The 25955-nt window shown below is 40.5% G+C and carries 20 protein-coding genes and 1 pseudogene (1 of these 21 cut by a window edge); 8 read left to right on the plus strand and 13 right to left on the minus strand.

Translation table 11 applies throughout. The features are described 5' to 3' along the window. The 3 genes from metG to FHG67_RS17245 all read left to right on the plus strand — a co-directional run. A protein-coding gene (metG, locus tag FHG67_RS17235; protein WP_004500118.1) for a methionine--tRNA ligase crosses the window boundary here: on the plus strand, positions 1–367 show its 3' end. The gene continues 1742 nt to the left of window position 1, outside the view; the window shows 367 of its 2109 coding nt (coding positions 1743–2109); its start codon lies off the left edge, out of view; it ends in the stop codon at positions 365–367. A gap of 52 nt (positions 368–419) precedes the next feature. After that, positions 420–3050, plus strand: coding sequence for a [protein-PII] uridylyltransferase family protein (locus FHG67_RS17240; RefSeq protein WP_004501105.1), 2631 nt, complete (start codon positions 420–422; stop codon positions 3048–3050). A gap of 261 nt (positions 3051–3311) precedes the next feature. Next, positions 3312–5003 (plus strand): acyl-CoA dehydrogenase family protein, encoded by a 1692-nt coding sequence (locus FHG67_RS17245; RefSeq protein WP_002630965.1) that lies wholly within the window; start codon positions 3312–3314, stop codon positions 5001–5003. Between the two features lie 645 nt (positions 5004–5648). On the opposite strand, the gene FHG67_RS17250 is transcribed toward FHG67_RS17245, so the two are convergent. From FHG67_RS17250 to FHG67_RS17265, 4 genes are all read right to left on the minus strand, one after another. Beyond that, the gene (locus FHG67_RS17250) at positions 5649–6194 is read right to left on the minus strand and encodes a GyrI-like domain-containing protein (RefSeq protein WP_061218147.1); all 546 of its coding nucleotides are present in this window, start codon (positions 6192–6194) and stop codon (positions 5649–5651) included. Between the two features lie 7 nt (positions 6195–6201). Further along, the gene (locus FHG67_RS17255; protein WP_004501050.1) at positions 6202–6708 is read right to left on the minus strand and encodes a hypothetical protein; all 507 of its coding nucleotides are present in this window, start codon (positions 6706–6708) and stop codon (positions 6202–6204) included. A gap of 2 nt (positions 6709–6710) precedes the next feature. Continuing rightward, positions 6711–7061, minus strand: coding sequence for a PadR family transcriptional regulator (locus tag FHG67_RS17260; protein ID WP_002630979.1), 351 nt, complete (start codon positions 7059–7061; stop codon positions 6711–6713). A 752-nt stretch (positions 7062–7813) separates the two neighbouring features. After that, on the minus strand, positions 7814–8347 hold the full coding sequence (locus FHG67_RS17265; RefSeq protein ID WP_232423605.1) for a DUF1564 domain-containing protein: 534 nt from the start codon (positions 8345–8347) through the stop codon (positions 7814–7816). 439 nt (positions 8348–8786) lie between these two features. On the opposite strand from FHG67_RS17265, the gene lsa25.6 reads away from it, so the two are divergent. Next, the gene (lsa25.6, locus tag FHG67_RS17270; protein WP_004496823.1) at positions 8787–9506 is read left to right on the plus strand and encodes an adhesin Lsa25.6; all 720 of its coding nucleotides are present in this window, start codon (positions 8787–8789) and stop codon (positions 9504–9506) included. Between the two features lie 126 nt (positions 9507–9632). On the opposite strand, the gene FHG67_RS17275 is transcribed toward lsa25.6, so the two are convergent. The 3 genes from FHG67_RS17275 to FHG67_RS17295 all read right to left on the minus strand — a co-directional run bounded on the left by FHG67_RS17275 (position 9633) and on the right by FHG67_RS17295 (position 13907). Continuing rightward, positions 9633–10760, minus strand: coding sequence for a lipoprotein LipL36 (locus FHG67_RS17275; protein WP_080634860.1), 1128 nt, complete (start codon positions 10758–10760; stop codon positions 9633–9635). Between the two features lie 1136 nt (positions 10761–11896). After that, positions 11897–12469 (minus strand): DNA-3-methyladenine glycosylase I, encoded by a 573-nt coding sequence (locus tag FHG67_RS17285; RefSeq protein WP_004496801.1) that lies wholly within the window; start codon positions 12467–12469, stop codon positions 11897–11899. 424 nt (positions 12470–12893) lie between these two features. Further along, complete coding sequence (locus FHG67_RS17295; RefSeq protein ID WP_004496956.1) at positions 12894–13907, minus strand: DUF2804 domain-containing protein; 1014 nt, start codon at positions 13905–13907, stop codon at positions 12894–12896. Between the two features lie 187 nt (positions 13908–14094). Between FHG67_RS17295 and FHG67_RS17300 the strand changes: the two genes are divergently transcribed. Together FHG67_RS17300 and FHG67_RS17310 are read left to right on the plus strand one after the other, a co-directional pair. Continuing rightward, complete coding sequence (locus FHG67_RS17300) at positions 14095–15525, plus strand: SBBP repeat beta-propeller lipoprotein, LipL53 family (RefSeq protein WP_142499865.1); 1431 nt, start codon at positions 14095–14097, stop codon at positions 15523–15525. Positions 15526–15856: 331 nt separating this feature from the next. Beyond that, positions 15857–16541: pseudogene (locus FHG67_RS17310) on the plus strand (transposase); the annotation flags it as partial. Between the two features lie 15 nt (positions 16542–16556). Here FHG67_RS17310 and FHG67_RS22905 read toward each other — a convergent pair. Next, a protein-coding gene (locus tag FHG67_RS22905) for an IS5 family transposase (protein WP_376767523.1) occupies positions 16557–17353 on the minus strand; the annotation gives its coding sequence in 2 pieces (ribosomal slippage) (positions 16557–17008 and positions 17008–17353; 798 coding nt in all). Positions 17354–17600: 247 nt separating this feature from the next. Between FHG67_RS22905 and FHG67_RS17320 the strand changes: the two genes are divergently transcribed. Together FHG67_RS17320 and FHG67_RS17325 are read left to right on the plus strand one after the other, a co-directional pair. Further along, positions 17601–17843, plus strand: a complete 243-nt coding sequence (locus FHG67_RS17320; RefSeq protein ID WP_004497206.1) for a hypothetical protein — start codon at positions 17601–17603, stop codon at positions 17841–17843. An 88-nt stretch (positions 17844–17931) separates the two neighbouring features. Continuing rightward, positions 17932–18351, plus strand: coding sequence for a DoxX family protein (locus tag FHG67_RS17325; protein WP_026054514.1), 420 nt, complete (start codon positions 17932–17934; stop codon positions 18349–18351). Between the two features lie 341 nt (positions 18352–18692). Here the strand turns inward: FHG67_RS17325 and FHG67_RS17330 are convergent, their stop codons facing one another. From FHG67_RS17330 to glmS, 5 genes are all read right to left on the minus strand, one after another. Continuing rightward, positions 18693–19037 (minus strand): P-II family nitrogen regulator, encoded by a 345-nt coding sequence (locus tag FHG67_RS17330; protein WP_002619748.1) that lies wholly within the window; start codon positions 19035–19037, stop codon positions 18693–18695. A gap of 34 nt (positions 19038–19071) precedes the next feature. Continuing rightward, on the minus strand, positions 19072–20343 hold the full coding sequence (locus tag FHG67_RS17335) for an ammonium transporter (RefSeq protein WP_004497224.1): 1272 nt from the start codon (positions 20341–20343) through the stop codon (positions 19072–19074). A 1099-nt stretch (positions 20344–21442) separates the two neighbouring features. Beyond that, on the minus strand, positions 21443–23053 hold the full coding sequence (locus FHG67_RS17345) for a carboxyl transferase domain-containing protein (protein WP_004499321.1): 1611 nt from the start codon (positions 23051–23053) through the stop codon (positions 21443–21445). 16 nt (positions 23054–23069) lie between these two features. Next, positions 23070–24116, minus strand: a complete 1047-nt coding sequence (locus FHG67_RS17350) for a GlmU family protein (RefSeq protein WP_004501062.1) — start codon at positions 24114–24116, stop codon at positions 23070–23072. A 5-nt stretch (positions 24117–24121) separates the two neighbouring features. Further along, a complete protein-coding gene (gene glmS / locus FHG67_RS17355; RefSeq protein WP_002635108.1) occupies positions 24122–25954 on the minus strand; it encodes a glutamine--fructose-6-phosphate transaminase (isomerizing) in 1833 nt (610 codons plus the stop codon). Position 25955 lies beyond the last annotated feature (1 nt).

Here is a 25955-nt window from a genome sequence, read left to right on the forward strand (position 1 = left end):
AAAAGAAGAAACTCTCAAATCCTCCGATAAGGAAGAACAAATTGAAATTTCGATCGAAGAACTCTCCAAGGTGGAACTAAGAGTCGGTCAAATCGTGGAAGCCGGTCCGGTAGAAGGCGCCGACAAACTCGTAAACGTAAAAGTGGATCTCGGCGAACTCGGGATTAAAAACGTTTTTGCGGGTATCAAAATCGCGTATCAACCGGAGAATCTCAAAGGTTTGAAAGTTGTCGTTGTTGCCAATCTCAAACCGAGAAAGATGAAATTCGGAATTTCGGAGGCGATGTTGCTTGCTTCCGGCGAAGGAGAATCCTTAAGTTTATTCGTTCCTCATAAGGACGCTAAACCGGGAGATCGGTTGAAATAAACGATCCAGTTCTGCGAGAATATAACATTTCAAAATTCAACAAGATCGTAATATGCCTTTACAATTGGATATCGCATACAGTTTTCAGAGGCTTTTAGAAAAGAGCAAGAATGTCGGCGGCCGACTCGTATCCAGACAATTGGCTCATATTGTGGATTCCTTTATTCTTTCCAAGTTTGAAAGCTCCAAAGTCGGATTAAAATCCAAAGACAAACTCTGTATCGTCGCGTTAGGAGGATACGGAAGAATGGAAATGGCTCCTCATTCCGATATCGACCTACTGTATCTACACAACGGAATCAAAGAACAAAGACTAGAATCAGTTATATCCAAAATCAACACATATCTCTATGACTCCGGAAAAGTAGTCGGACATTCCTGTAGGACGATCAAGGAATGTTTTCGATACCTGGACGATATGTCTTCTTATCATGCCTTTTTAGATGCTCGTTTTCTTACGGGATCGAAAACCCTATTCGAAAAGTTTAAAACCGATTTTTTGGAAAAACTTCCCGTAAAATGGACAAAACGTTATAACGAAATCAAAGAGAAGATCTTAACCTCCCGGTTTCTTAACGAAGAACGTCCAATTTTGTTAAGCGAACCGAATCTCAAAACGGATCTTTGCGGACTCCGGGACATACAATATATGTTTTGGATGGAAAAATCCGTTCGAAATCTTCCTTCTATAGGAGGGTTATCCATACTTCCGGTTTTTCAAAGAGGGGAAATCCAACTTCTACAAGAAGCTTACGATTTCATCCTACGGGTAAGAATCGCGATGCACATGCTCACTACCCGAAAGACAGATCGTTTAGATCTTAGTCTTCAGCAAGAAGTTGCAGAATATCTAGGCTACGGAAAAAAAGAAGAGCTTTCTTCCGTTGAAAAATTCATGCATACCTTGTATCGTCACCAGAAAAACATCTACTTCATCATCCGTACTTATTTGGATTCCATTATCGAAAAAAGAAAGAACTCCAAAGGCGAAAGTTTTTCCTACGAAGATCTTCACTTTTTTAGAATCGGAGACACTGTTTTTCCGCCCGTGATCGGAACATTATTCACAAATCCGCATACTATCTATCGGGACGTCATGCGTTCTTTTAGAATGATTCAGGAAAAGAACGTGCAGATCTCCGGAACATTGTTAAACGAATTCCGATTTGCGGCGAATTTTTTGGACGACGACTTTAAATATGCTTCCGAAGTAAACGAAGAGTTCTTAAAAATTTTAAGAACTCCTTCTCAGAGAGGAAGGGTTTTAAAGTTAATGCACGAATCCGGAGTTTTAGGAGCAATTCTTCCCGAATTCGGAGCCTGCACCAATTTTCCCCTATTCAGTTACCATCATGAATTCACCGTAGACGAACATACATTATTGATTTTGCATGAACTCGACCTTTTAGAAAAAGGAGAATTCGAAGACGCCGAAGTTCAAAAGGTTTATAAGGAATGTTCTAAGATTGAACTTTTGGCCCTTGCAATCCTGCTTCACGACGCTGGAAAAGTAAAGGAAGGAGACCACTCCGAATACGGAGCCGAGCTCGTAGTTTCCGTGGGAGACAGACTCGGACTCGACGAGGAAGACACGGATCTCTGCCGTTTTCTTGTGGAAAAACACACTCTTATGTCGGAGTTGAGTTCCAAAAGGGACATAGGAGACCCGAAACTAATTCTGGATTTTGCGAGAATCGTGGGAAACCAAGAAAGATTAAGAAAACTTTATATTCTTACCGTAATCGACACGAAGTCCGTAGGAACGGGGGTTCTCACCAACTGGAAAAGTTCGATATTAAACACTCTCTATCAAAATACGATTCCGTATTTCACAAGCGACTCAAAGGACGATCTTTGGGAAGCAGGTCCCACACGAAACATTCAGTTGGAGAATTTAAGGAGTTATCTCGTTGCCAAAGAAGATCTGGACGAAGAAATCGTCAAATCCATCGTCGCGTTCGCGGATGAAGCAACGCCCTCCTCGTATCTCAATACGGTATCCAATCGTAAAATATTAAGAAATTTTAAATCGATCGGAACACTTGCGCAAAACCCGTCCCTTGGAATGAAATTCGAAACGGAACAAGATCCGGCCTTTGTAACGATCGACGTGGTAACCGTAAATCAACCCGAGATTCTTTTGGATTTATCCTGCGCCGTTTCCTCCGAGGGCCTCAGTCTTTTAGGAATGAAAAGTTATACTTTCGGAGAATATTGGATCACGACGGTCCAACTGACAGATTCGACCGGAGGTGGAAATCTTCCGAACGAAAAACTGGACCGAATCGAAGCAAAGCTCAAGTCAATCTCTTCCGGAAATTTGAAACGGGAAAGCATCGCCTTTGAAAGGACTGATTGGAACCCGCGAAAACCCACTCCGGAAAGTATTATCAATCGATCAGTTCTATTTTATAACGACGATCTTCCGGACGTAACCATCATGGAAGTAAGAATGCCGGACGTCGTAGGTTTGGTTTATAGAATTCTCCAGATCATTCTTTATCTGGATTTAAAAGTTCGTTATCTGAGAGTATCGACCAGCGCCGATTACGCATACGATTCTTTTTATCTTCAAACTTCGAACGGAGCCAAGCTGGAAGATCCGGATCTACTTTTTACATTGCGGGAAAAAATTCTTACGATCCAATTCGGAGAACAAATTTTAGAAGAAATCCCTCTTTGAACGAAAATTCCCACTTTGGAAATTCGATTCCAGTCTATCTGAAAAGCTTTCCACTTTGTCTAGCAAGATCGATACGATCCCGTCAATATTTCCGAAAAGTTGCAGTCGAACCGTTCTTGAACAAATACCAGCACTCCATTGAACCCTTTTTTCGCTCGCTTGAAAACGAAGGTGGACTTATACTTTCCAAAGAATTTCCTTTTAAAAGTCAAAGATAGAGTGATTCGCTTCTAAAAAAGTTTAGCGAATTAGGAGAGAATGATGCAGTATCCTTCAAATCAAACCGCGAATCCAGGCCTTGCGCCTTTTGATATTTCGAATTATCGCGGCAATCGAGGAAAGAATTTTTACGAAGAGGACCGAGTATTACAGACCCTTGTGGAAAAATATTCCAAAGATTATGGTGCCGCACATAAGAAAGCGATGATCGAACATCTCTTAGGCTACGGCGCCTTAGTAGGAGGAGTTCTCGACGAACTCACGGAAGCTTCCCACAAAGAAGGAAAATACGGAGAAGTCGTTAAATACGATCGAACGGGAAATAGAATCGACGCGGTAGTGTATTCGAACGAACAAAAACTTTCCAGGAAAATTTCCTATGACTATGGAATCGTCAATCTCAATTACCATTCCTCTTGGAAATATCCTTTCACTGACTTGCATCGCTACGCACTTGCCTATCTTGCCAACCAAAACGGAGAAGGAGGAGTCACTTGTCCTCTTGCAATGACCGAAGGTATGATCAAAGTTTTGGAGGCGCTTGGAACTCCCGAACAAAAAGAAAAGTATCTATCCCTTGTCGCAGGAGAAGGAAGCGATTCTCATTTTATGGCGGGTCAGTACGTGACCGAAAGAGTCGGTGGTTCCAATGTAAGCGCAAATCGAACCATCGCAAGGAAACAGGAAAACGGTAAATGGATTCTTACCGGAGAAAAATGGTTCTGCTCCAATCCGGGAGATCTTTGGGTAACCACGGCAAGAGTGGAAGATACAAACACGATCGGAATGTTTTTGGTCCCAAGAATCAAAGACGATGGAACGTTAAACGGACATCATATTCTCCGCAAAAAAGACATTATCGGCTCCAGAGGAAAACTTACCGTCGAAATCATTTATGACGGAGTCGAAGCAGAGGCCTTAGGAAGGCCTGCTCACGGAATCGCCAATTTGATCAAATACGTAATCGGTATTTCAAGACTACATGTATCCATCGCCGCTTCCGGAATTTCCAGAAGGGCTTGGATGGAGGCCTACGAATACGCAAAGTTCAGAACCGCCTATGGAAGTAAAATATTAGAATTTTCTTCTTTACTGAAACAACTAAGCGATCAAAGACTTAAGCACACCGCCATGTTGACCTCCATCTTTAGACATTTCCATACTCCAGAACCATTAAAACTTGCTGGAGAAGTGCTAGCGCCTCTTCTGAAGTATAAATGCTCCTCCACTTCCACTGAAATTACATACAACTCGATCCTCGTATTGGGCGGCAACGGAATTGTGGGGGATTTCTCCGCGCTTCCCAGATTACATAACGATTCCATCATCAATGAGACATGGGAAGGGACACATCTATTGTTAAGCGAACATGTCCTTCGCGGATTTAAAAGGGAAAAGGTAGCAAAAGCGTTCTTCAGATACGTGGAAGAAATAACGGATTCAAAAGCCGCGGAAACGATCCGGAAAAAATCGGAACTTTTACAAGGATTACTGGACAATTCAAGTTCAGAAGAATTGGATCTGAACCGGATTTACATCGCGGATTTGGCTTTCGAAACGTTCGCTCTAGCCGCACTATCTGACGTTTCCGGTAAAAACTCGCCGAGTCTTCAAAAGGACATGTCCATGTTTCGAGACGGTTACCTGGATTTGACAAATTCCTCTCACTCGTTTTCAAAAGCAGGGAGTTTTTCAGGAAACGCCGAACGCCTCAAATCGGTGATTCATTTCTAAAAAGAATTTTAGAATTTGCTCATGAACTTAGGCCACCGCGGGTCCGTGCGATTTTAAAAAAATCCACGGATTCCGTTTTTTGATTTTTTTATGGCTTGTTCCGATCATTTCGCAAAAATGGCCCGATTCGTTGCATTTTCAACAGATTCCCTTGAAACTCGATGCACTCATAGTTTAACGTAAGTTCGGCGTAAGAAATCTATGATTCATTTTTCTCTAGGAAGTTGAAACCTGAACTTTGTGAATCGATTCTTAAAACATGGAAGCTACAACAAATTACGATTTTACGAACAAATTTTAAAAGTAGAGACTTCTATTTTTAGAAAATTCTTCTCATTTTCAACCGCCGAACTCACGTTCAATTACAAAAGCTCTTCCATCTTTTCAATAAAACGAAGACGTATCAATTGAGATTACGGCAGTTCCCATTTTACAAAACTTATCACCTAATGAACCACACCTTTCGCTAATCTCAAAATCCTGTTTAAGGTTGATGAAAAAAACGAATATAGATTGGCTAAAAAAGTTTGAAGACTACTCCAAAAGTAGACTTTCCCATTTGTCATATTCCCGCTTCGGTCGACGAATCCGAAAAGAGCGACTTTTACGTTTAAAAAAGTAAAGATCTCGTTTTCGTAAAAATTTTCAATCTATGGGAAGCAAATACGTTGTCTTGTGTTCCGTGAGAGGTTCGTAAATTTCCATGGACGCCCTTTCTTTTAGATTACAACCTCTTTCTTCGCAGGCCCTAAAAAGTTTCGGATAAACTTTGTAGATTCCGAGAAAAATGGAAAGAAAGTTTTTCAGAGGAAATTCCGCGAAGATATATCTTCGGGAAGGAATGATTCTTGTTTTAAGATCCAAAGAAAGTCCTTCGGGAACTTTTGATAATGGCTCCGCAAAAAGCGCGCCTACTTCGCATCGTAACTTTTCCTTCGGAACTTCATTTGGATTATCCAAATAAATGGAGAACAATTTAAAATCACGGATTCCTTTCTCGGGCAACTCCTTTTGAAGCGCTTCAAACGTAAGACCTACGTTTCTATAATCGCCGACTCTTTCATGAGAAAGAACGTAAAAAGGTCCTTTCGTTTCTTCCTGAATCCGAACTCGATCGAACGCGCCCATGTAGAACAAGAAAACAACGAACAACAATCCCAAAATTAAAACACTCAGCGCGAAAATTTTCATAAACTCCTCAAAGAATTAAAATTAGAAAAAAAGGGACTATCAAACTCATATTTATATAGAACATGTAAGAATACCTCTTGAAAACGGATCGTTTCTTTTTAAAGAGAAATAGATCTTGGACAAGTAGGATTCCGGCGAGAAACAATAAAAAAAGAAAAAGGAATTCCATGGAATCGTTTTTTTTGTAGGGGAAATCATGAAAAAATTTTAACCATCCCGGTCCTCTTACGAACAAACTTGCAAAAATCATTATTAAAAATAAATTCCACGGAATCAATATCGTAAGTCCGAAAGCGGAGCGATGATCGTATTTCCATAAAAGTCGAAACGATCTTAGCTCATTGAATATCCTTTCCTGTAAACCTGAAATCAGAATATCAAATAAATGGAATATTTGAAAAGATCCCTCCCGATAAGAATCCTCCAAATGAATCTGAAGGGCAACTTTCATTCTTTTAGAATAAGAAGCTGGATACGCAATTTGAATGAGAATTTGAAAACATCGAAAAACCATTTTTAATTTCCTAGAAGCTTCAACTTTTTCGCTTTTTTTAAGGCTATTTCTAATTTTTTAAGTTCATAAACGAGTATTTCTTTTCCATCGGAAGTGATTTCGTAGTAAAGTCTTCTCGGATCATCATTTTCCAGGATTTTTCTCTTCGAATGTCGAATCCAACCGAAACCGCGAATCGATTCCAAGGTTCTATACAAAGTTCCAGGTCCAAGACGGAAGTTTCCTTCCGAGGAAATCTCTATCGATTTTCCAATTCCATATCCGTGTTGCGGTCCCTCCGCCAAGGAAAGGAGAATATGAAACATTGCGGGAGTAATCCCTTTTGCCTCAGCGGATTCCTCTTTGGCTACCATATATCCATTATGGATATATCTAATTCGGACTCAAGCATTTTTCGAAAGAGAATTTAGCTATCATTCGCTACTCGAAACGTAAACTTCTTAATCGACCTTCCAACAAAATAGCTTTACTGATGTCTCTATGATAGAGTTCCACGAATTTTGAAACGATTCCCCGTTTTAAAGGTAGAATTCCCGGCACCTATTATATAGCACCCAGTAAAACCTTGGGTGTGGGAACTCCAACAGGAATTGAAACGAAAAAGGCTGTTTAGAATCCACTCAAAGAAACGATTTCTATGGGAACTCCCGCATTTATTACAAATTTACTGAATGATTGTAGCTGATTTATTCTAAGGTTTTAAATGTGGTTTTTACTGATCTCTACATAAAGGAGTACCGCCAATTTAGCACAAATTCCCGTTTAGACGCAGAATTTTGGGCACTCTATTTATAAGATAAGTAGTAAGATTGATTCATCGATTTATAATCGGAAAAAATTTCATTTTAAATTTGCTTTAAGCATCAGAATACGTGAAAGAGTCTTCAAAAATTCATAGTTTAGTTTTAGGAGCGAACCCTCTCTCTTTTATTTTTAAGACATTTGCTCTAAATTTAGATTTTTGTGGAAGTTTAATCACAAAACTGCATCTCTTTACCATGTTCGGTTGTGAAGTTCCCACATTATTCGGATACGGTAAATACATATTGTGCAAGAGTTTCTGAATATCAAATCTTTAGTTATATTTTGGATAAAGTTCCCATCTTCACGATGGCACCCAATCTTTATATTCCAAAGTGTGAAAGTAGATTTCCGGTTCGCAGTGGAGTTTGCGCGTAACTCGGTTGTTTGGCAAGTCTAAGTGAAGGATATAACTGTAAGATCGGTGGAACGCGGGAACTCCCCGAGAATCCACGGTAGAATTCCCAGCTCCCGCGGATTCTAACCGCAGAAGATAATTGAAAAGATAACAACGAGACACGCCATGGGCCATAGCAAAAGTTCCAAAAAGAGTCCAACTTGCAGAACTCACCCGAACGTTGATTCGCTTCATTTTTCTCTTTCCCGGACTGGGTTGATACAAGGTTCGTCCAGCTTTTTTACCGAGACGTCCTGAAGCAGAAAGAAGCTTACCATACGTTTTCAAAAATTGAGGAATCTTCTTTGGAAGAAGTTTCAAATCTTTTTCGGAAAAACGAAGCCAAGTACCTTCCGGAATCAAAAGAGTAACCGTTTCAGAGCGACCTTCTTGAAGAATCGAACTGATTTCATGATCGGAATTGAGCAACAAGTATCCCATACCGAATACGGTTTTTGGAAAGAATGAGACGGACTTGATTTTTTTGAAAGTTTTATAATTTTACCCACGCAAAAGAAAAAAATTTTCACAAAATGAGGAAAAGAATAACTCAAAACGCCGTGCGCCAAAGAGATAGTTTGATGAACCATAGAAAAGAAATCCGGCATATTTTAACATGAGTTTGGTATAATAAGATTAAAAAACTTTTTAAAAGTAGGAGTTCCCGCATTTAAGTGGCACTACTTCCAGAATGAGTGATTCGTAAAAGTCCTAGTATCTCAACTACTCTTATTTTTCACAGAGAATGTAAAGTAATAAACAGACACTTTCGGATTCCTTTGTGCCAAATTCTATCATTTTAGATCAAACTTCTAAATGGATTGTCATTTTTTTATTTTATATAGACGCCTAATATTTAGCCTGGTGTAAGGAGTTTAAAATGAAATTCAGTATAATCGAAAATTTGAATATAATAACTGTCCTACTCGTTTTATCTGCTTGTAAAGACGATAGGATCAAAATAAGCGATTTAGGCGTAATCGACAAAGATAAAAAGAATCAAACCGCCTTTGTTCTTCAACCCGAAAAGCTACTTGTGATGGTGCGGACAGATTCGGATTTGGATGGCAAAACGGATCTTTGGACCTGGGTACGCGGAGATGATAAGAATCCAAAAGCAAGCCTTGTCCTTTTTGAGGAACTCATCCGAAAGGGAAACCATAGTCGGACTTGGTATGGTCCGGGTAACAGAAAGTTAATCGAACAAAACGATTTGGATGAGGATGGTCGTTGGGAATCGATGGTTTATTACAACGCATTCGCCATTCCCAAGGAAACGATGCGGATCGTAGCTCATGTGGAAATGGATCTTTACGGAAAAGGAAAGCCCAGTTTATGGATTTTTCCGGAAGCTCGTATGGAATTGGATCTAGACGATGACGGAAAGCCGGATCATCTGCTTACTAAACAGGAACTTATGTTGGAAAATTTCGCAAAACTCCAAAAGGGAAAAGAAATCTCGAAAAAGGATTTCAGTCCGATGTCGGCGAGTAGTTCTTGGGTCTCCAACCCGAAACAAATCGTAAATCCTCGTTACCAAGCGTTGATTAACCAAAGTCTTTTTCCGGTAGATTCAAAACCAAATATTAGCAAACCTTAAAACTTGTTTGCGGTTGATTGGCAGAAAAATTTTTAAAATCAGAGAATTTCTCAAAATCCTCATCTCAAAAAAAGACCGCACTAAAAAGTGCGGCCTTTCCCATTTTACACAAATTCTAAAATAGAATTAGTATTTAGGATAATTTGTAGGGCAAGTTCCGATATTTTTTACGTTCGTTTCGGTTCCGACAGTAGTTTTGTTACCTGCCGCTTCTTCATCAAAATCACCGTATTTACATTGGATGGAAGTAAAGAGAACCTCTTTGACAGATTCTGCTTGTGCCGTAGTAATGATACTATCTATAACTCCACCAGTTATCGCCCCATTAAATCCCGCAGCTTGATCATGAAGAGCAAAAGCAATATTCTGAGCTGTTTCACTTTCTTTGGATAAAAGATCCTTAGCGCAAGCTCGAGTAGCTGTTCCAATCGCGTTTGCTGGATTTGCTTGAATTATTTGCCCAGCAGCTCCAAAAGCAACCAACGCTGCTCCTGATTTACCTACTGTTGTTAACTCAGACACATTGATCAAACGCCCTTTACTAGCAGCATCCGAAGTCCACTTATAATTCGATGCAGTAACCGCAGCGGTTTTTTGCTTAAAAGTAAGATTGGTTGCCATATCCGTTGCGACTGATCCAGCAATGGTTGAAAAATTCAGAGTATTCAAAAGAGCTATCTGTTTTTCTTTTGCTTGTTCAGAAGGACATGCCAAAACAGTTTTTCCAAAATATTCAGAATTAGGATCCACGCTCACTATACTCCCACCAGCAACTAGTAAGTTAAGATTCCAACCCGTACCCGCGTTCGAACAAAAACCACCACCAGCTGCAAGAGTTTGTTCCACTTTAAGAGATGTTACAGCATCAATCGCTGTTTGAAGACTTGTGCTAACAGCTGCACAATTGGCACCTGCAGTGTCTGATTTATCCTTAGCTGCCTGATAAGCGGCCTTAACCGAACTTGCAACAGCTTCTACATTGTTTATTATAAAAACTGTGTTAAAAGAAGCTGCACAAGCCGCTTTTGGTCTTGTACTACCAGTTGCCGTATAAGTAGGTTTTCCGTCTCCGGCTCCTCCACCAGCATGTGCGGCATCGTTTTTAGAAAGAGTTACGCAGTTTCCACTGGTTTGATCCACTAAATACAACAATGCTAACGTGATTGTGTCGTCATCGCTTTCACTTTTTTTACAAGCCGACAGTGCAACCGTTAAAGCGGCTACTGCGGCAAATTTCATTATGTTTTTCTTCATAAAGAAAAAACCTCTTGTGATTTTTAAGTGATTTTTGAATCACTTTCTTAAGTTCATAATATTCTTTTTATAGGGAATTTCGGTCAAATACTATACAAAAAAATGGAATTTTTGAGACCATCTTTTTATAACAATTAATAATATTTAGATACTCTAATTCTGATAATTTTTAATTCAAAATATAATATGAGATCATTTTTATTGGATATAAATCTATTGTGGTTTAAATATCCTCATTTTCGTTTCAAAATTGAAATCTTTACATTCCACAATTCTATATTTAACGTGAGTTCGGCGTAAGAAAGTTTGGGCGAATAAAAAACTAAAGTGTTGCTACCTACAGTCGTAACATAATGCACCAATTCCTTCGGAATTTAATTCAATGTTTCTCCCTAAACTCAGTGAAACGGCTTCCTAAAAGACACCGTTAACTCAGCGAATGCCTCTCTACGGGTTGGCATTCAGGTCACAACATAGAATCGCTTTCGCATTTGTTATATTGAACTCACGTTAACCAGTTTTTCAAGGGGGTAGAGCCAAGTAAGACCAACCTAAGACTTGAACAAACTCTTATTTTCAAAGCTAAAAACCGAGAACAAATTGTAAGTTTTATGGAAAACAACAGGATGATACGATCAACTCAGATTCAATCGATAACGACTGACTTGACGGCAAAATGGCACACAACTCTTTATTCGTCTGAAAAGAATAAAGCGATTTAAAAATTTTTAGAGTCTTCGGTTTATTTCTCTCTAATCGCCACTATAACCCATAGTAATCACGAAAAAGTCATGCTTCATTTTGATGCAAAAATTCAAACTCGTTTTTCAGATACTGGTTCCGATTCTTTGGACTTTAATCGGAGAAGTATTCTCATTTTTCTTTTAGACAAAATACGCACCTTCTGAGCTTGAAAAGCGTGGATTAGACACAAGGCTTGCATTTACTAGAAAGCCAATAGAAGGAACTACTACGAGAATTTAATAACAATAAAACTTATTCGAAAGTCCATAGGGACGACTATTTACTTCGTTTTAGAAACTTTCCGGACATTCAGAAATATTTTTTGAGGTTTTGAAACGGGATATGCATATAACCGGTTTCTTAGAAGAATTTTATCAATTCTTAGAGAATGCCTATTTTTTTTTAACAAAACGAAAACAATCCGTAGTATGATCCATAACCATGCCCGTCGCTTGCATAAATGCATAGCAGATCGTAGAGCCTACGAATTTGAAACCGCGCTTTTTGAGTTCTTTGCTCATCTTATCCGAGTTCGGGGTACTATTTGGAACTTCTTTGATGGTTTTCCATGAATTATAAATTGTTTTGTGATTCACGAAACTCCAAATGAATTCGTCGAAAGAACCATATTCTTTTTGAATATTCAAAAATTCTTGTGCATTAATGACAGCTGACCTGATTTTTAGCTCGTTGCGCACGATCCCCTCTTCTCTAAGAAGAGAGCGAATTTTTTCTTCCTTATACGCGGCAACTTTTACTGGATCGAAATTGTCGAAAGCATTCCGATAATTTTCCCTTTTTTTCAAGATCGTGATCCATGAAAGACCTGCTTGTGCGCCTTCTAAAATTAAAAATTCAAATAGCATTCGATCGTCATGAACGGGAATCCCCCATTCTTTGTCGTGATAATGAGTATAGAGCGGGTCTTTCGTAACCCAATCACAACGTTTTAAAAATTGTCCCAAAATTTCGCTCCCATTGTAACAAATTTCTGTTTTGACTTATTCCGAAAAACTACTCGAATTCAATCTTCCTAAAATAGAAACGATGATGTATTCCATTAAACAGAGATTTGTGCTACTAATCCCTATAAAATAGAGTACCGTTAATTTGAGTATAAATCCCGCGTTTAGACGCAGAATTTTAGACACTCTATTACGTAGAGATGAGTAAAACTGACGATATTTCCTTATATAAAGATCAGTAGAATAAAGTTGTTGAAAAATTAATTCTCCATTTGTTTTTGTTTCACTGAAATGAACGTTGAAGCAGTTTTGTTGTAGTTCCCACATTTTAAGAATAGATTTACAGAGTTCAAATTCCAACTTCCTATAAAAAAGATAAATCATGAATTTCTTACGCCGAACTTACGTTAATTCAGATCCTAAGTTACCATCTTGCGATGTGATCTTCCGCCCACCCCTGACCGTCTGTAATTTTATATTCGTTTTTTCCGAGCCGTATAATTCCCTCGAACTTTCCTATCATCTGATGAACAGAAGACGCGAAAACTCCCACATTTGTCACGGCCTTTCTATGAAAATCCGGAATAAACTGCAAATCGATTGCTTGGGAATCTTTCGTATAAAGACGCCAAGGTTTTATCCAATTCTCCCGATCCACTTCAAAAACAGCATCGGAAGGAATTTTATAAATTCTTCCATTGATTAAAATAGCATTTTCGGTCGTACCAGTTTCGTCCGTCCATCCGGCTCCCAAATTCATTCCAATTCTATTTCCTGCGTTATGTGTCATCATAGAGGCCCAATTCCATTTTGTGTAATAAGGCCATACCCCTCTCCCGTAATCCATACAGGCAAAGGAAGATTCGAGTTCGAATTTATATTCCATCGCTCCGTAGCGAACGCTTCCCTGCGCCCCGACTCCGAACAATTTTTCGGTAAATTGAAATCTTCTTTTGGACCAAGGAACCACTACGTTTAGAGTTTCCCAGTTCTCCGGAACTGGAACCAAAATCTCCGCCTGAACAGGAATTTTATTTTTGAGTGAGATGTTCACCGAAAGACGATAACCTTCTTCTTCCCTAAAAAATTGTAAACGAGCGTTATTTCCTATATACGTCGCATTGCTTCCCACGAGTTGACCGAGACTGATCCCCGAGCCGAAAGGAGTGAGAATGGTATCTTCCTCAAAGTCTCCCGTTTTTCGATTTAACCAATAAACAAAAACGACTCCTGCATAATCCACATCCGAAATCGTAAAAGATACCAAAAAATTCTCGTCGTAAATACACCAGTAATTCCATTTTTTCTTTCTCAAATAATGTCCGCTTAAATTACATCTGTGCAGGGGTTTTTTAGACCAACCTACCGAAGTTAAATTGAGATTTCCGGATTTATCGCAAAGATTCGTTTCTTGTCTAATTTCAGTCTCTAAGTTCATTTGAAGAACGCTCTCTTTAAGTTATCAGCACGAATACCATTCCCGCTCGAAAAGTCGATCTCTTTCTTCCACATCTATTCTCATCCTTAAGATAGGATAAAATACCCTACTCTTTCGAGAATTTCTTTTCGTAGAATTTTTAATCTTTGTAGTCGAAAAGTACATTGAGATTAGAAGGAGTATTATCTTGGTTCGCTTTTACCTTTTTGTTTTTATATTCATCCAAGCTTGTTCGCCCATTGGAGGATTGCTTAACTTAAACAAATCCGATTCAAAAGCAAACGATTACTGGTGGATAGGACTTCTTCAAGGGAATAATCATCCTGCTCCTATTGAAAATTCAATATCTTCGAATGAGGATGTCGTCGAAGAAAATGTCCTAAATGAAAACGCAGATGCCTTAGGATGGACCTTATTAGTCGGAGCGCCTAACGGGCACACTTCAGGTTCAGGACTTGCTATTGATACAAATGGATTTATCTACGTTGCCGGGGACACAAACGTTGGCGTTTACAACGAGAATCCTATCGGAACTAGGGATCTTATTCTCGCAAAATACAATTCTCGGAAACAAATCATTTGGTCAAAACAAGTCGGAGTCCGGGGTGTAAATTTAGATGTTGCCGATGTAGGAGTAGATGCGAGAGGAAACGTTTACGTAATCGCTAGTAGAAGTATCGCTCGTGGAAATAAAAATTTATTTGCATTTAAATTCGATACGAACGGGAATGAAATCTGGAGACGACTAACAGAACCCGGAGGGAGAAACGAGAGCGCTGAACCTGAAAAAATTTTCGTAGATTCGTCCGGAACTTCCTACATAGTCGGCACGTTACACACACAGCCTAGAAATTGGGACGACGCTCTATACGACGGATTCCTCATTAAGATCGATACTCAAGGAAACTGGGGTAATACCTCGCGCATTTCCATTCCCAACGCCCGGGTCTTATTAACAGGGGTGGTAGTTGCAAACAACACAGGAGATATATTTGTAACCGGCATCGCAAATGCAAACTTGGAAACCAACACTGCTCCGGGAATAGGAAACTTTGACCTTTTCATTCTTAAATACGATAGAAATGGAAGAAGACAATTTTTCGCACAACTTGGTCAGGCATTGAGTAGAACCGAAGGTAACTCCATAGCTTTGGATCCGTTCGGAAACGTTTTTGTCGGCGGAATGAGTAATGCAAATTTCGAACCAGAAGGCGGAGTTGTGGAGAGTGATCGTGGTATCTTAGTAAAGTATGATCCTCTCGGCGTTCGACAATGGATTCGATACTTGGGCCCGGCTAACGGTCATAGAACTACTTCCATCAACGCAATCATGACGGATTCGGAAGGAAATGTTTTTACGGCCAGCAAAAGCAATCATATGGAGGATGGAAGCCAGAACGGAATCGGAATGGATTTACTTCTGACCAAACACGATTCTTTAGGAAATCGGGAATGGATCCGACAAACCGGATTCAACGGAGGAACAATAATAGGCAACGGAATCGGACAAGACCCCCAAGGAAACCTTTACTGCACGGGAAGTACGGACGTTTCTTTAGACAACGAAAATGCCCGCCGTCAAGGGGATAGTGATCTATTCTTTCTGAAGTTAAGATAATTTAACGTGAGTTCGGTGTGACAAAATGCGAAAGCGATTCTATGTTATGACCTGGCTGCCGATCCATAGAGAGGCAGCCGCTGAGTTATGCCGATCCATAGATTAGTATGATTCTTGAACGTAAGACAGCTCGAAGTGTGATATTCTTGATTCGACGGAGTCAAGAAGGCCGGTGGAGTAACTCAGCATCTCACTTCCTAAGGGTCGTTCGATGGATTGATCGCTCTCTGAACTCAGTGTCTCACTCTCCAAGGATCGTTCGATGGGAGTGCTGGTGTTATCACCCGACTTTGTTAAGTCCTTCCGCCTCTGTCATTTTAGGAGAAAAGAAATGAAAAGTCAAGATGGCAAGTATGTAGGAATTGATTGTGGAAAGAAAAGTTTAGAGGTTGTTCGAATCAATACGGAAAACTTGCTCGAACGTCGACAATTCGGTACAACGGAAAACGGTATCAACAGTTTATTAAAATGGTTAACCTTGAATGATATTGTAGGTTTAGGTTTCTTAGCTTCGCTAAGAGCCAACAGCAGCGCTCCGCTGCTTTTTGGCAATCTCGCTCTCAACGGATCGCTCGATTGGATCTCAATCTTTTAGAATTGCAAAATCAATACTCAACAAAGGGATTCAAGTAATTGTCCTAAATCCCGGCGACTTAGCAACGATCTATCAATCTTTAAAAAAGACCGATAAAGAAGACAGTTTAAAAATAGCCAGACTCATTCAACGATATCCAAAAGAAGAGTTCCAATTCCCACAACGTGCCCCATAGGAAGCGTTGTGTTGAGTTTCTCCCGACGAAGAGGAAGACAATCGAAGACTTTGCACGGAACATGAGAACTGGACGAAACAACTAACGCAAGGAAAGAATCGACTTCACAGTTTATTCACTCAAGCAGGTTTGACTCATATTACCAAAAAGCATTTAAGAACAAAAACATCCGGAGAAGCTTCTGTAACTTTACTTCCCGATCGATACAAAAAGGAAGCGGAGCGAATCTTAAAGGTTTTAGATTTAGAACCGGTCTCAAAACTACCTATTAAAAAAGTTAAAAACAATGATTGAGCTTGCAAGATAAAGAGAAGCCAGATAGTTTTCTGCTTTTCTTTCCCAGCGAATCAAAATAGCTCTGAATCGATTATGCCAACTATTTGTTCTTTCAACGACCCAACGTCTAGGTTTTCCTTTGTATTTACCAATGAGAGGTTTTTCACCTTTTTTCCGAATATGAGGTCGAATGTTTCTTCTTTTGATTAATGCTTCTATATCTTTGAAGTCATAACCTTTATCTAAACAAAGGTGTTTTGGTTTTTTTCTTTTTCTTCCGGAAAAAACCAAGATGGAATTCAATGTATCTTTTACATTGCGTTTATCATGAACGTTCGCTCCACTCAACGTAATTGCCAATGGAATTCCGTTTCCATCCGTAAGAATATGCCGTTTAACTCCCAATTTGGCACGGTCTGTAGGATTTTTCCCGGTTAAACTCCCCCTTTGGAAGCCTTGACCATTGCGGAATCCATCGAAGCCCAATCCCAAGCTATCTTATTCTTCACATCATAATATTTTAAAATAGATTTATAAATCTTTTTGAATACTCCCGCTCGTTCCCATTCTTGAAATCTTCTGTGACAAGTTTGACCCGATCCAAAGTCATTCGGAATTGCACGCCACTGACAGCCTGTTTTCATTCGATAGATGATACCTGCCATTACGACTCTTGTTGGAACGCGATTGCGACCACCTTTCGGCTTTGACTTCTCTTTTGGGATCAAAGGGGCTATTTGTTTCCAAAGTCCCTCGGGAATCTCTGAATAATATTTGTCCATTTCACAATTATAGTATTACACTCTCAAAGTACAAGGAGTTTTGAGACCGGTTCTAAGTCGATATAAACTTCTTCTAATTTTAGGCGGAACTCCGCTTCCGTCACCGCTCAAAAGAAATCTTAACGATTGATTCTAATTTGCAAACTTCCGGACTTCGTTTATCTCGACGGCGGCCTTCTATAATTGCGGAAGAATTCTTGTTCTCTTTGGACTCTTTACCGATCCCTATAAAATAGGATACCGTTGTTTGAGCACAAATCCGTGTTTAGACGCAGAATTTTGGACACTCTACTATATAGAAGGAAATTTAAAAGATAGAAACCTGGACATTTTATGTTTAACGGATCATTTAGGAAAGCCCGCAAGCAATCGAAAGTTGTCTTTGGAAAGAATCTCTAAAATTAAAAAATATCTTTGTTCGAAGCGAGTTTATTTTCGAATCCTAAAAGATCGTACCGGCGGTTCTATTTTTAGAAAGATCGGTTTTTAGCAAATTTTGACAGTTCTTCCCTTGCAAAAGTTTTGAAAAAAGGTATGATAACACTAACCTAAAAATCTGGAGGTGAGCTATGGATCGTTTGAACCGTTGGCTACGAGAACATCGGGATTGGTTGGTCGATTTCCTTCGAATTTATCTTGGAGGAGTTTTAATTTATAAAGGTTTGGAGTTCTTATACGACACGGATGCGCTGATTCGTTTGATGGAGATGAACAACGCCCCGATGGCATCTACGTTACTCGCTCATTATATAGTAATCGCACATATCTGCGGAGGGATTTTGCTTTTGTCGGGATTATTGACTCGCTTTGCGGCGCTTCTTCAAGTTCCCGTACTGGTCGGAGCGGTTATATTTATTCACGGGAAGGAGGGATTTATGGCTCCCGGATCAAATCTTCCGTACGCCGCGATGATTCTCCTTTTGCTTTTCCATTTTTCTTTATACGGATCGGGAAGAATTTCAGCGGATTATTATATAGAAACTCATAAGAGTGTATAACGTGATAAAAACGTTTTAGAATTTGAAAATTTTCTTCGGTCAAAGCTTCATGCTATCGAACGGCGATCTTAAAACCTAAAAATGTGGAAACTCCCACATTTTTTGGAAATACAGGATCATTTAGAATTTTTTTAAGGTTTTGGGATAGATTCTTAGTTCCCCTTCCGTTGGTTTTCTTGTTTTACGGTTCATGCTTCGCATCTAACCCACGGTTTTCAAGCTCAGAAAGGCGCCCGGCGCCAATTTATCTAAGAGTTTGTCCCAAAACGTAGGAACAATTGCAGTGATCCGCAGGGATTCTGATAAGATCGAATGGTTTTGGGACGGACTCTAAATAAAAATCAGATCGCGGAACTCCCTCTTTCTCCGGTTCTGATTCGAATCACATCCTCAAGAGGAGTAATAAAAATCTTTCCGTCTCCGATCTTTCCGTCTCCGGTTTTTGCCGCTTTGAGAATCGCATCCACAGTAGGTTTTACAAATTCGTCGTTAACGGCAATTTCAAGACGAACTTTTCTTAGAAGATTCACTTGATACTCGTGACCTCGAAAAACTTCGGTTTTTCCTTTTTGTTGACCATATCCCTGAACATCGCTCACGGTAAGTCTGTAAATTTCATTCTTCGTTAATTCCGCTTTTACCTCTTCCAATTTATGAGGCTGAATGATAGCAACGATTAATTTCATAGAATCTCCTTATTCAAAATTCTGCAGTAGTTAATTAAAGAATATAACCTTTTTCGCCATGGATCTCCGAATCCAAACCAGTGATTTCTTTTTCTTCCGAGATACGGAACCCGATCGTTTTATCGATCAGAAATACAAGAATCACAGACACTATAAAAGAATACGCCCCGGTTGCAATGACACTGATTATCTGAACCAGAATCTGATCTCCTCTGCTTACAACGCCCGCGCCAAGAGTGAGAGTGAAAACTCCGGTAAGAATAGCGCCTAACGCGCCACCCACTCCGTGAATTCCGAAAGCATCCAGACTGTCATCATATCCGAATTTTCCTTTCAAGAGAATCGCACCGTAACATACGGGGCTTACGAGAAAACCCATGATAATGGCACCTTGAACGCCAACGAAGCCGGATGCGGGAGTAATCACAACTAAACCTGCAACGATACCGGAAGCAGCTCCGAGAGCGGTAGCTTTTTTCGTATGAAGATATTCGATTACAAGCCATGCGACACCGGCAGCCGCGGGAGCAATCAATGTAACTAAGAATGCTCTTGCCGCAACTCCGTTTACCGCGAGACCGGAACCCGCGTTAAAACCGAACCAACCGAACCAAAGTAAACCAGCGCCAATTAAAGTGTAAGTAAGATTGTTCGGAGCGATCAGAGAAGGACCTTCTCCTTTTCTTTTTCCGAGAACAAGTGCAGCTGCAAGACCCGCAATTCCGGAAATCAAATGCACCACGGTTCCTCCCGCAAAATCCAAGGCACTCAACTTAAAGAGCCAACCATCCGCCGCCCAAACCCAGTGCGCAACCGGATCATAAACAAGAGTGGACCAAAGAAAAATAAAAACTATATAACCGCCGAATTTTACTCTTTCAGCAATCGCTCCCGAAATCAGAGCAGGTGTGATTAATGCGAACATTCCTTGAAAAAGAAAGTGAATATATTTGGGAATCGTTAACTCCAAAGTGTTCTCGTCGATGCCGGATAAAAAAATGAGATCAAAATTTCCAAAATAAGGATTAGTTCCCGAAAACGCAAAACTATACCCAAAAATTGTCCATTGTAGAGTTAAAACCAAGATCGCCACAAAACTATGCATCATAGTCGAAAGAACGTTTTTAGATCTTACAAGACCGCCATAAAACAGCGCCAATCCAGGAATCATAAAAAATACGAGAGCCGATGCGACGATCATCCAGACTGTATCTCCTTTATCCGCTACGGGGGTCGCTTCTTGTCCAAATACGACAAATGGAAGAAGTAGAAGAAGTAATAAGATTAATCTTTTAGTCCAATTCATAATCATTCTCATCCCAAATCAATTGATGCCTATTACATGCAAAATCGATACCAACTAAAGAATAATTTAAGAATTTTCAGAATATGAAAAACTTCTCTGAAATACAGTAGATCCCACATTTTTTGAAAGAAGAGCCAAACACAAATCGGAACCAAAACTAAAGTTATAAAAATTTCAAACCCAGAATGAATCAAATGCTTCAGATTGCCCAAAAAATAAGCAATTTTTGAGATTTAGCTATTTCTCTATAATAGATGCTAATAAAATCTAAAAACTGCTATTCTTCTAACGTGAGTTCGGCGTAAGAAAATGCGAAAGCGATTCTATGTTGTGATCCGTAGAGAGGACCCACAAGTTAAGAAGGCTTTTGGGATCATAAGGGTCAAAAACTGATATTTTTCAAGTGTTCCGACAAGAATGATACTTTTTACTTGCAAAAAGTATCATTTTCTGATAGAGAAAAATCTCCCGAACCTTTCCAACCCCCACCCAAAAATAAGGGTGGGGCGCAAGTTTCACAGAGGATTTGTCGTAATTCCGACAGATTTATCTTCGGGTCCAAGTATTTGTTGGTTGGTTATGATAGGAGAGGCATTCGCTGAGTTAACGGCTCCCCTTAGGAAGCCGCTTCACTGAGTTTAGAGAGCAACACTTTAGTTCAATTCCGAAGGAATTGAAGCATTATGTTTCAACCGTCGGGAAACATTGAGTTCAAGGTTGTCGCGAGTTATCTTATTTATGAAATTCGCAAGCTGTTGCGACAACCCATCATCTTTATAAAGGATTTTTTAAATTCGCACTTTCGAAATTAACTGATTTTTTCCATATTCGGTTTTTACAAAAAGGTTATATACATTTTACTCATCCCTATAAGATGAGTACCGCTAATTTGAGAACAAATCCCGCGCTTAAACGCAGAATTTTGGACACTCTATTATGTAAAGATGAGTAAGATGAAACTATCCGAAGTATAGATGTGTCCTTAAAAAGGGTATTCCCTTTAAGGCAATGTCAAAAACAAGGAATGGAAACAAAAAAGAAAGTAACTGATACGATATACATTTTCAGTTCAATCAATCGAACTGCGGTTTAAAATTTTCTACATTCTAAAAATTCCATAACGAGGGTATTCCGGCCTTTTGGAATGGTCCGCATAAAGAGTGATTCCTAAAACATCCCTCGTTTTGGCGGGATCGATTACCCCATCGTCCCAAAGCCTCGCAGAAGAATAGATGCAAGAAGATCTACTTTCGTAATCGTCCAAGATCGGTTTACGAAATGCGAACTGCTCGGCTTCAGAAAGTTTTTTGCCTTCTCTTTCCAACTGCTCCATCTTTACCGTCAAAAGTACATTTGCCGCCTGCTCTCCGCCCATTACGGAGATTCTTGAATTCGGCCACATCCATAAAAATCTCGGATTAAAAGCCCTTCCGCACATTCCGTAGTTTCCCGCTCCGTAAGAACCTCCGATTACTACCGAATATTTAGGTACGACGGAAGTTGAAACCGCATTTACCATCTTAGCGCCGTCTTTTGCAATTCCGGAATTTTCGTATTTTTTACCGACCATAAATCCGGTGATGTTCTGAAGAAACAAAAGAGGAATCCCTCTTTGATTACAAAGCTCGATGAAGTGCGAAGCTTTCAGCGCACTTTCTGAAAACAAGACCCCGTTGTTTGCGATGACTCCGACCATTTTTCCGTAAATTTTTGCAAAGCCGGTCACGAGAGTAATTCCATAATATTTTTTGAATTCTTGAAAGCGGGATCCATCCACGATTCTCGCAATGATCTCTCGAACGTCGTACGATTTACGAATGTCCTTTTGTATGATTCCATAAATTTCTTCGGAAGGATATAAGGGTTCTTCCCAACTGATTGAACCTTTTGCGGCAACGTTCCCCGCATGATGTAAGGTAAAAACGATGTTCCTTGTGATCTCAATCGCGTGCGCGTCGTCTTCCGCATAGTGATCCGTCACTCCGGAAATTGTACTGTGAACCAAGGCGCCGCCCAATTCTTCCGGCGTAACGATTTCCCCAGTCGCCGCCTTTACAAGAGGGGGACCGCCTAAGAAAATCGTTCCGTTCCCTTTTACGATAACGGATTCGTCGGACATCGCGGGAATATACGCACCGCCCGCAGTACAACTTCCCATCACCACTGAAATCTGCGGAATCTTAAGAGAGGACAAATTCGCCTGGTTATAAAAGATCTTCCCGAAATGATCCTTGTCGGGAAATACTTCGTCCTGCATCGGAAGAAAGGCTCCTCCGGAATCCACGAGATAAATACAAGGGAGAAAATTTTGAAGAGCGATCTCCTGCGCTCTGATATGTTTTTTTACGGTCAGAGGATAATACGTCCCACCTTTTACAGTCGCATCATTCGCGACGATCACACAATCGATTCCGCAAATCCTCCCGATGCCGGTCAAAATTCCCGCTGCGGGAACGCCATCAGGATAAACACCCTCCGCAGCCAAAGGAGAAAATTCCAAAAAGGAAGTTTCCGGATCAATCAGGGAAGAAATTCTCTCTCTTGCGGTAAGTTTGCCCCTTCCTTTATGGCGTTCGATTGCTTTTTCGCCGCCGCCTAACTCGATTTTACGGATTAGTTTGCGTAAAGATCCCACCTTCTGTTTTAGATCTTCAAAATTCTCTTTATATTCCGACGAGGACGTGCGTATTTTGGATTCTATGATTTCCATAAAACCCTCCGGATTTTTATTTTTTTACTTTAGATTCGTACAAAATGCGAATCAATTCGGTTTCGGATAACGTGAGTTCCCTGTTTCTTCTCGCCATAATTTTTCGAGCGTCTCTTAAAAACAGATCGAGAATATAAGGTTGCCCCGATTCCGCCCAAGTAAACGGAAAAACATATCCGCCGATTCGAGAGGATACGACGTTTGATCCGAAATCCACTACGGTTCCCGTATTCAACATCACTCCGATCGCGATCTTACAATAGTCCGAAATCACGGAACCGAACTTGATGGAGCCGGTGATACATTCGTCGCTCTCTTCCCTAATTTTTACGACTCCGTAATTGTTTTTTAAATCGGATGTGGTCGCGAGTGCGCCTATGTTCACCCAACTTCCAAGAACGGAATGTCCTAAAAACCCTTCGTGGTGTTTGTTCGTAAAATCTCCGATCAAACAGGTTCCCACTTCTCCGCCGACTCTGCAAGTCGCTCCGATACTCGTGGCACCCGTAATTCTTGCGTTATCGATTTGAGAATTCGGTCCGATGTAGACCGGGCCTTCTATAAAAGAAAAAGAGGAAATCTTTGCGTCCTTATCTACGATCACGGGTCCCGAAGTCGTATCGAATACGACTCCGGGATATATGACGGCGGACGAGTGTACATGAAGATGTTTGGATTTTCCGACAACGTGAAAATGATTCGATTTCACTTTGAGTTTTCGAATCCATTTCTGAACTTCCTTACTAAGTTCGAGATCGTCTTCTATATGTTTTGCGATTCCGTCGATTAAATTCCACGGCAGGCAAGACTCAGGCGATAAAACCAAGTCCACGTCCTTTTCATCATAAGGAAAAAGTTTCGGATTTCTTTCTAAAAAAGCCTGTTGAAAGGTAGGATTCGAATGCGCATAAAAAATCTTCGCGTCCGGATGAAGTTCCTTCGTTCTTTGAATCGTATTCAAAATTCCATTACGAATCTCCGAAAAAGATCGAATGCGCGTCAGAGAACGTAAACCAACAGGAATCTCTCTTTCATCAATGAGAATTCTCTGAACCTTCGGCATTGAACTTACTCTACGGTTACGGACTTGGCCAGGTTTCTGGGTTGATCCGGAGGACAACCCCGAGCGATCGCGGAATAGTATGCGAGTAATTGCAAAGGAATCACGTTCAAAATCGGACTTAAGATCTCGGAACATTCCGGGATCTCGAAAGAATAATCCGAAAGAGATTTCGCTTCTTGATCTCCTTCGGTTACGATCGAAATGATGATTCCTTTTCTCGCTTTGATTTCTTGAATGTTGGAAACCATCTTCGTATAAATTTCGGACTTGGGAGCGATACAAACTACGGGAACCTCGTCGGTGATAAGCGCAATCGGTCCGTGCTTGAATTCTCCGCCCGCGTAACCGGACGCGTGAATATAAGAAATTTCCTTTAGCTTCAACGCGCCTTCGAGCGCAACAGGATGGTTGTAGGTTCTTCCTAAAAAGATAAAATCCTTTGCGGTCGTAAAGTGGGAAGACATCTCTTCGATCTTACTCACTTGCGCAAGAATCCGATCCATTTTAGCCGGAAGTAATCTGATTTCTTCGATAAGAGCTTTTTTTTCTTCGTCGCCGATCAACCATTTGAGATTGGCCATGTAGATGGAGAATAAAAGAAGATTCAAAACCTGAGCCGTAAACGCTTTCGTACTTGCGACTCCGATTTCGGGTCCCGCGTCGGTTCGGATATAAGAATCCGATTCCCTCGCGATCGTGGAATTTACGTTGTTCACAAGAGAAACCACTTTGATGAACTTAGCTTTCGCTTCGTGAATGGAAGCTAACGTGTCCGCGGTTTCGCCGGACTGAGAGATTCCCATGATGAGAGTATCTCCCTCTACGACCGGATTCCTATAACGGAATTCCGAAGACGCTTCCGTATCGGTTTGAATCTTTGCAAAATTCTCAAGATAATGTTTGCCGATCATTCCGGCATAATAACTGGTTCCCGCCGCTTGGATAATGATTCTATTAACTCTGGAAAGTACGTCTTTGCTGAGTTTGATTTCCGGAAAAACAATTTCACCGTTGTCTAATATTCTTTCTTGGATAATTTTACGGAAGATTCCCGCTTGTTCGTGAATCTCCTTGATCATGTAGTGAGGATAACCGCCTTTGTCCAGATCTTCCCAGCGAAGTTCCTGCTTTTTAAATGCGGGAACAAGTTCCTTTCCCGAAAAATCGAATAATTTAAATTCGTCTTGAGAAAAATAACCCCATTCTCCGGAGTTTACGTAATACACTTCTTCGCAGTTTCTGGTAAGGGGAGAAATATCAGAGGCCAGAAAATATTCTCCCTTTCCTTTTCCGATTAAAAGTGGAGCGCCGTCTTGGGCGAAATAAACACGATCGGGTTCGGTTTCAAATACGGTGGAAACCGCCCATTTACCGTGGATCTTTCCGAAGAGTTCTAAAAATGCGTCCTTGTTGGATTTGCCGTTCTTTTTGCTTTCTTCGAGCAAATGAGGAAGAACTTCCGTATCGGTTAAACTTTGAAATACGTGCCCCCTCTTCTTTAACTCACTTTTGAGTTCGAGATAATTTTCGATGATTCCGTTATGCACAACCGCAACGGTCGAGTTGGAATCCGTGTGCGGATGGGCGTTGATCTGATTCGGTTCTCCGTGAGTCGCCCAACGAGTGTGTCCGATCCCAACGTTCCCCGGCGCAGGAAATTCGCGCAAGTAAGCTTCCAAGTCTTTGATCTTTCCTTTGGCCTTTCGGACCAGAATATCGCCTTGATCCAAAACCGCAATCCCGGCCGAATCGTAGCCTCTATATTCGAGACAGATTAGACCTACTACCAGTACTGATTCCGCATTCTTTTTACCGGCATAACCGACGATTCCACACATA

It is taken from the genome of Leptospira weilii, from assembly GCF_006874765.1.
In the GTDB taxonomy this organism is placed as follows: domain Bacteria; phylum Spirochaetota; class Leptospiria; order Leptospirales; family Leptospiraceae; genus Leptospira; species Leptospira weilii.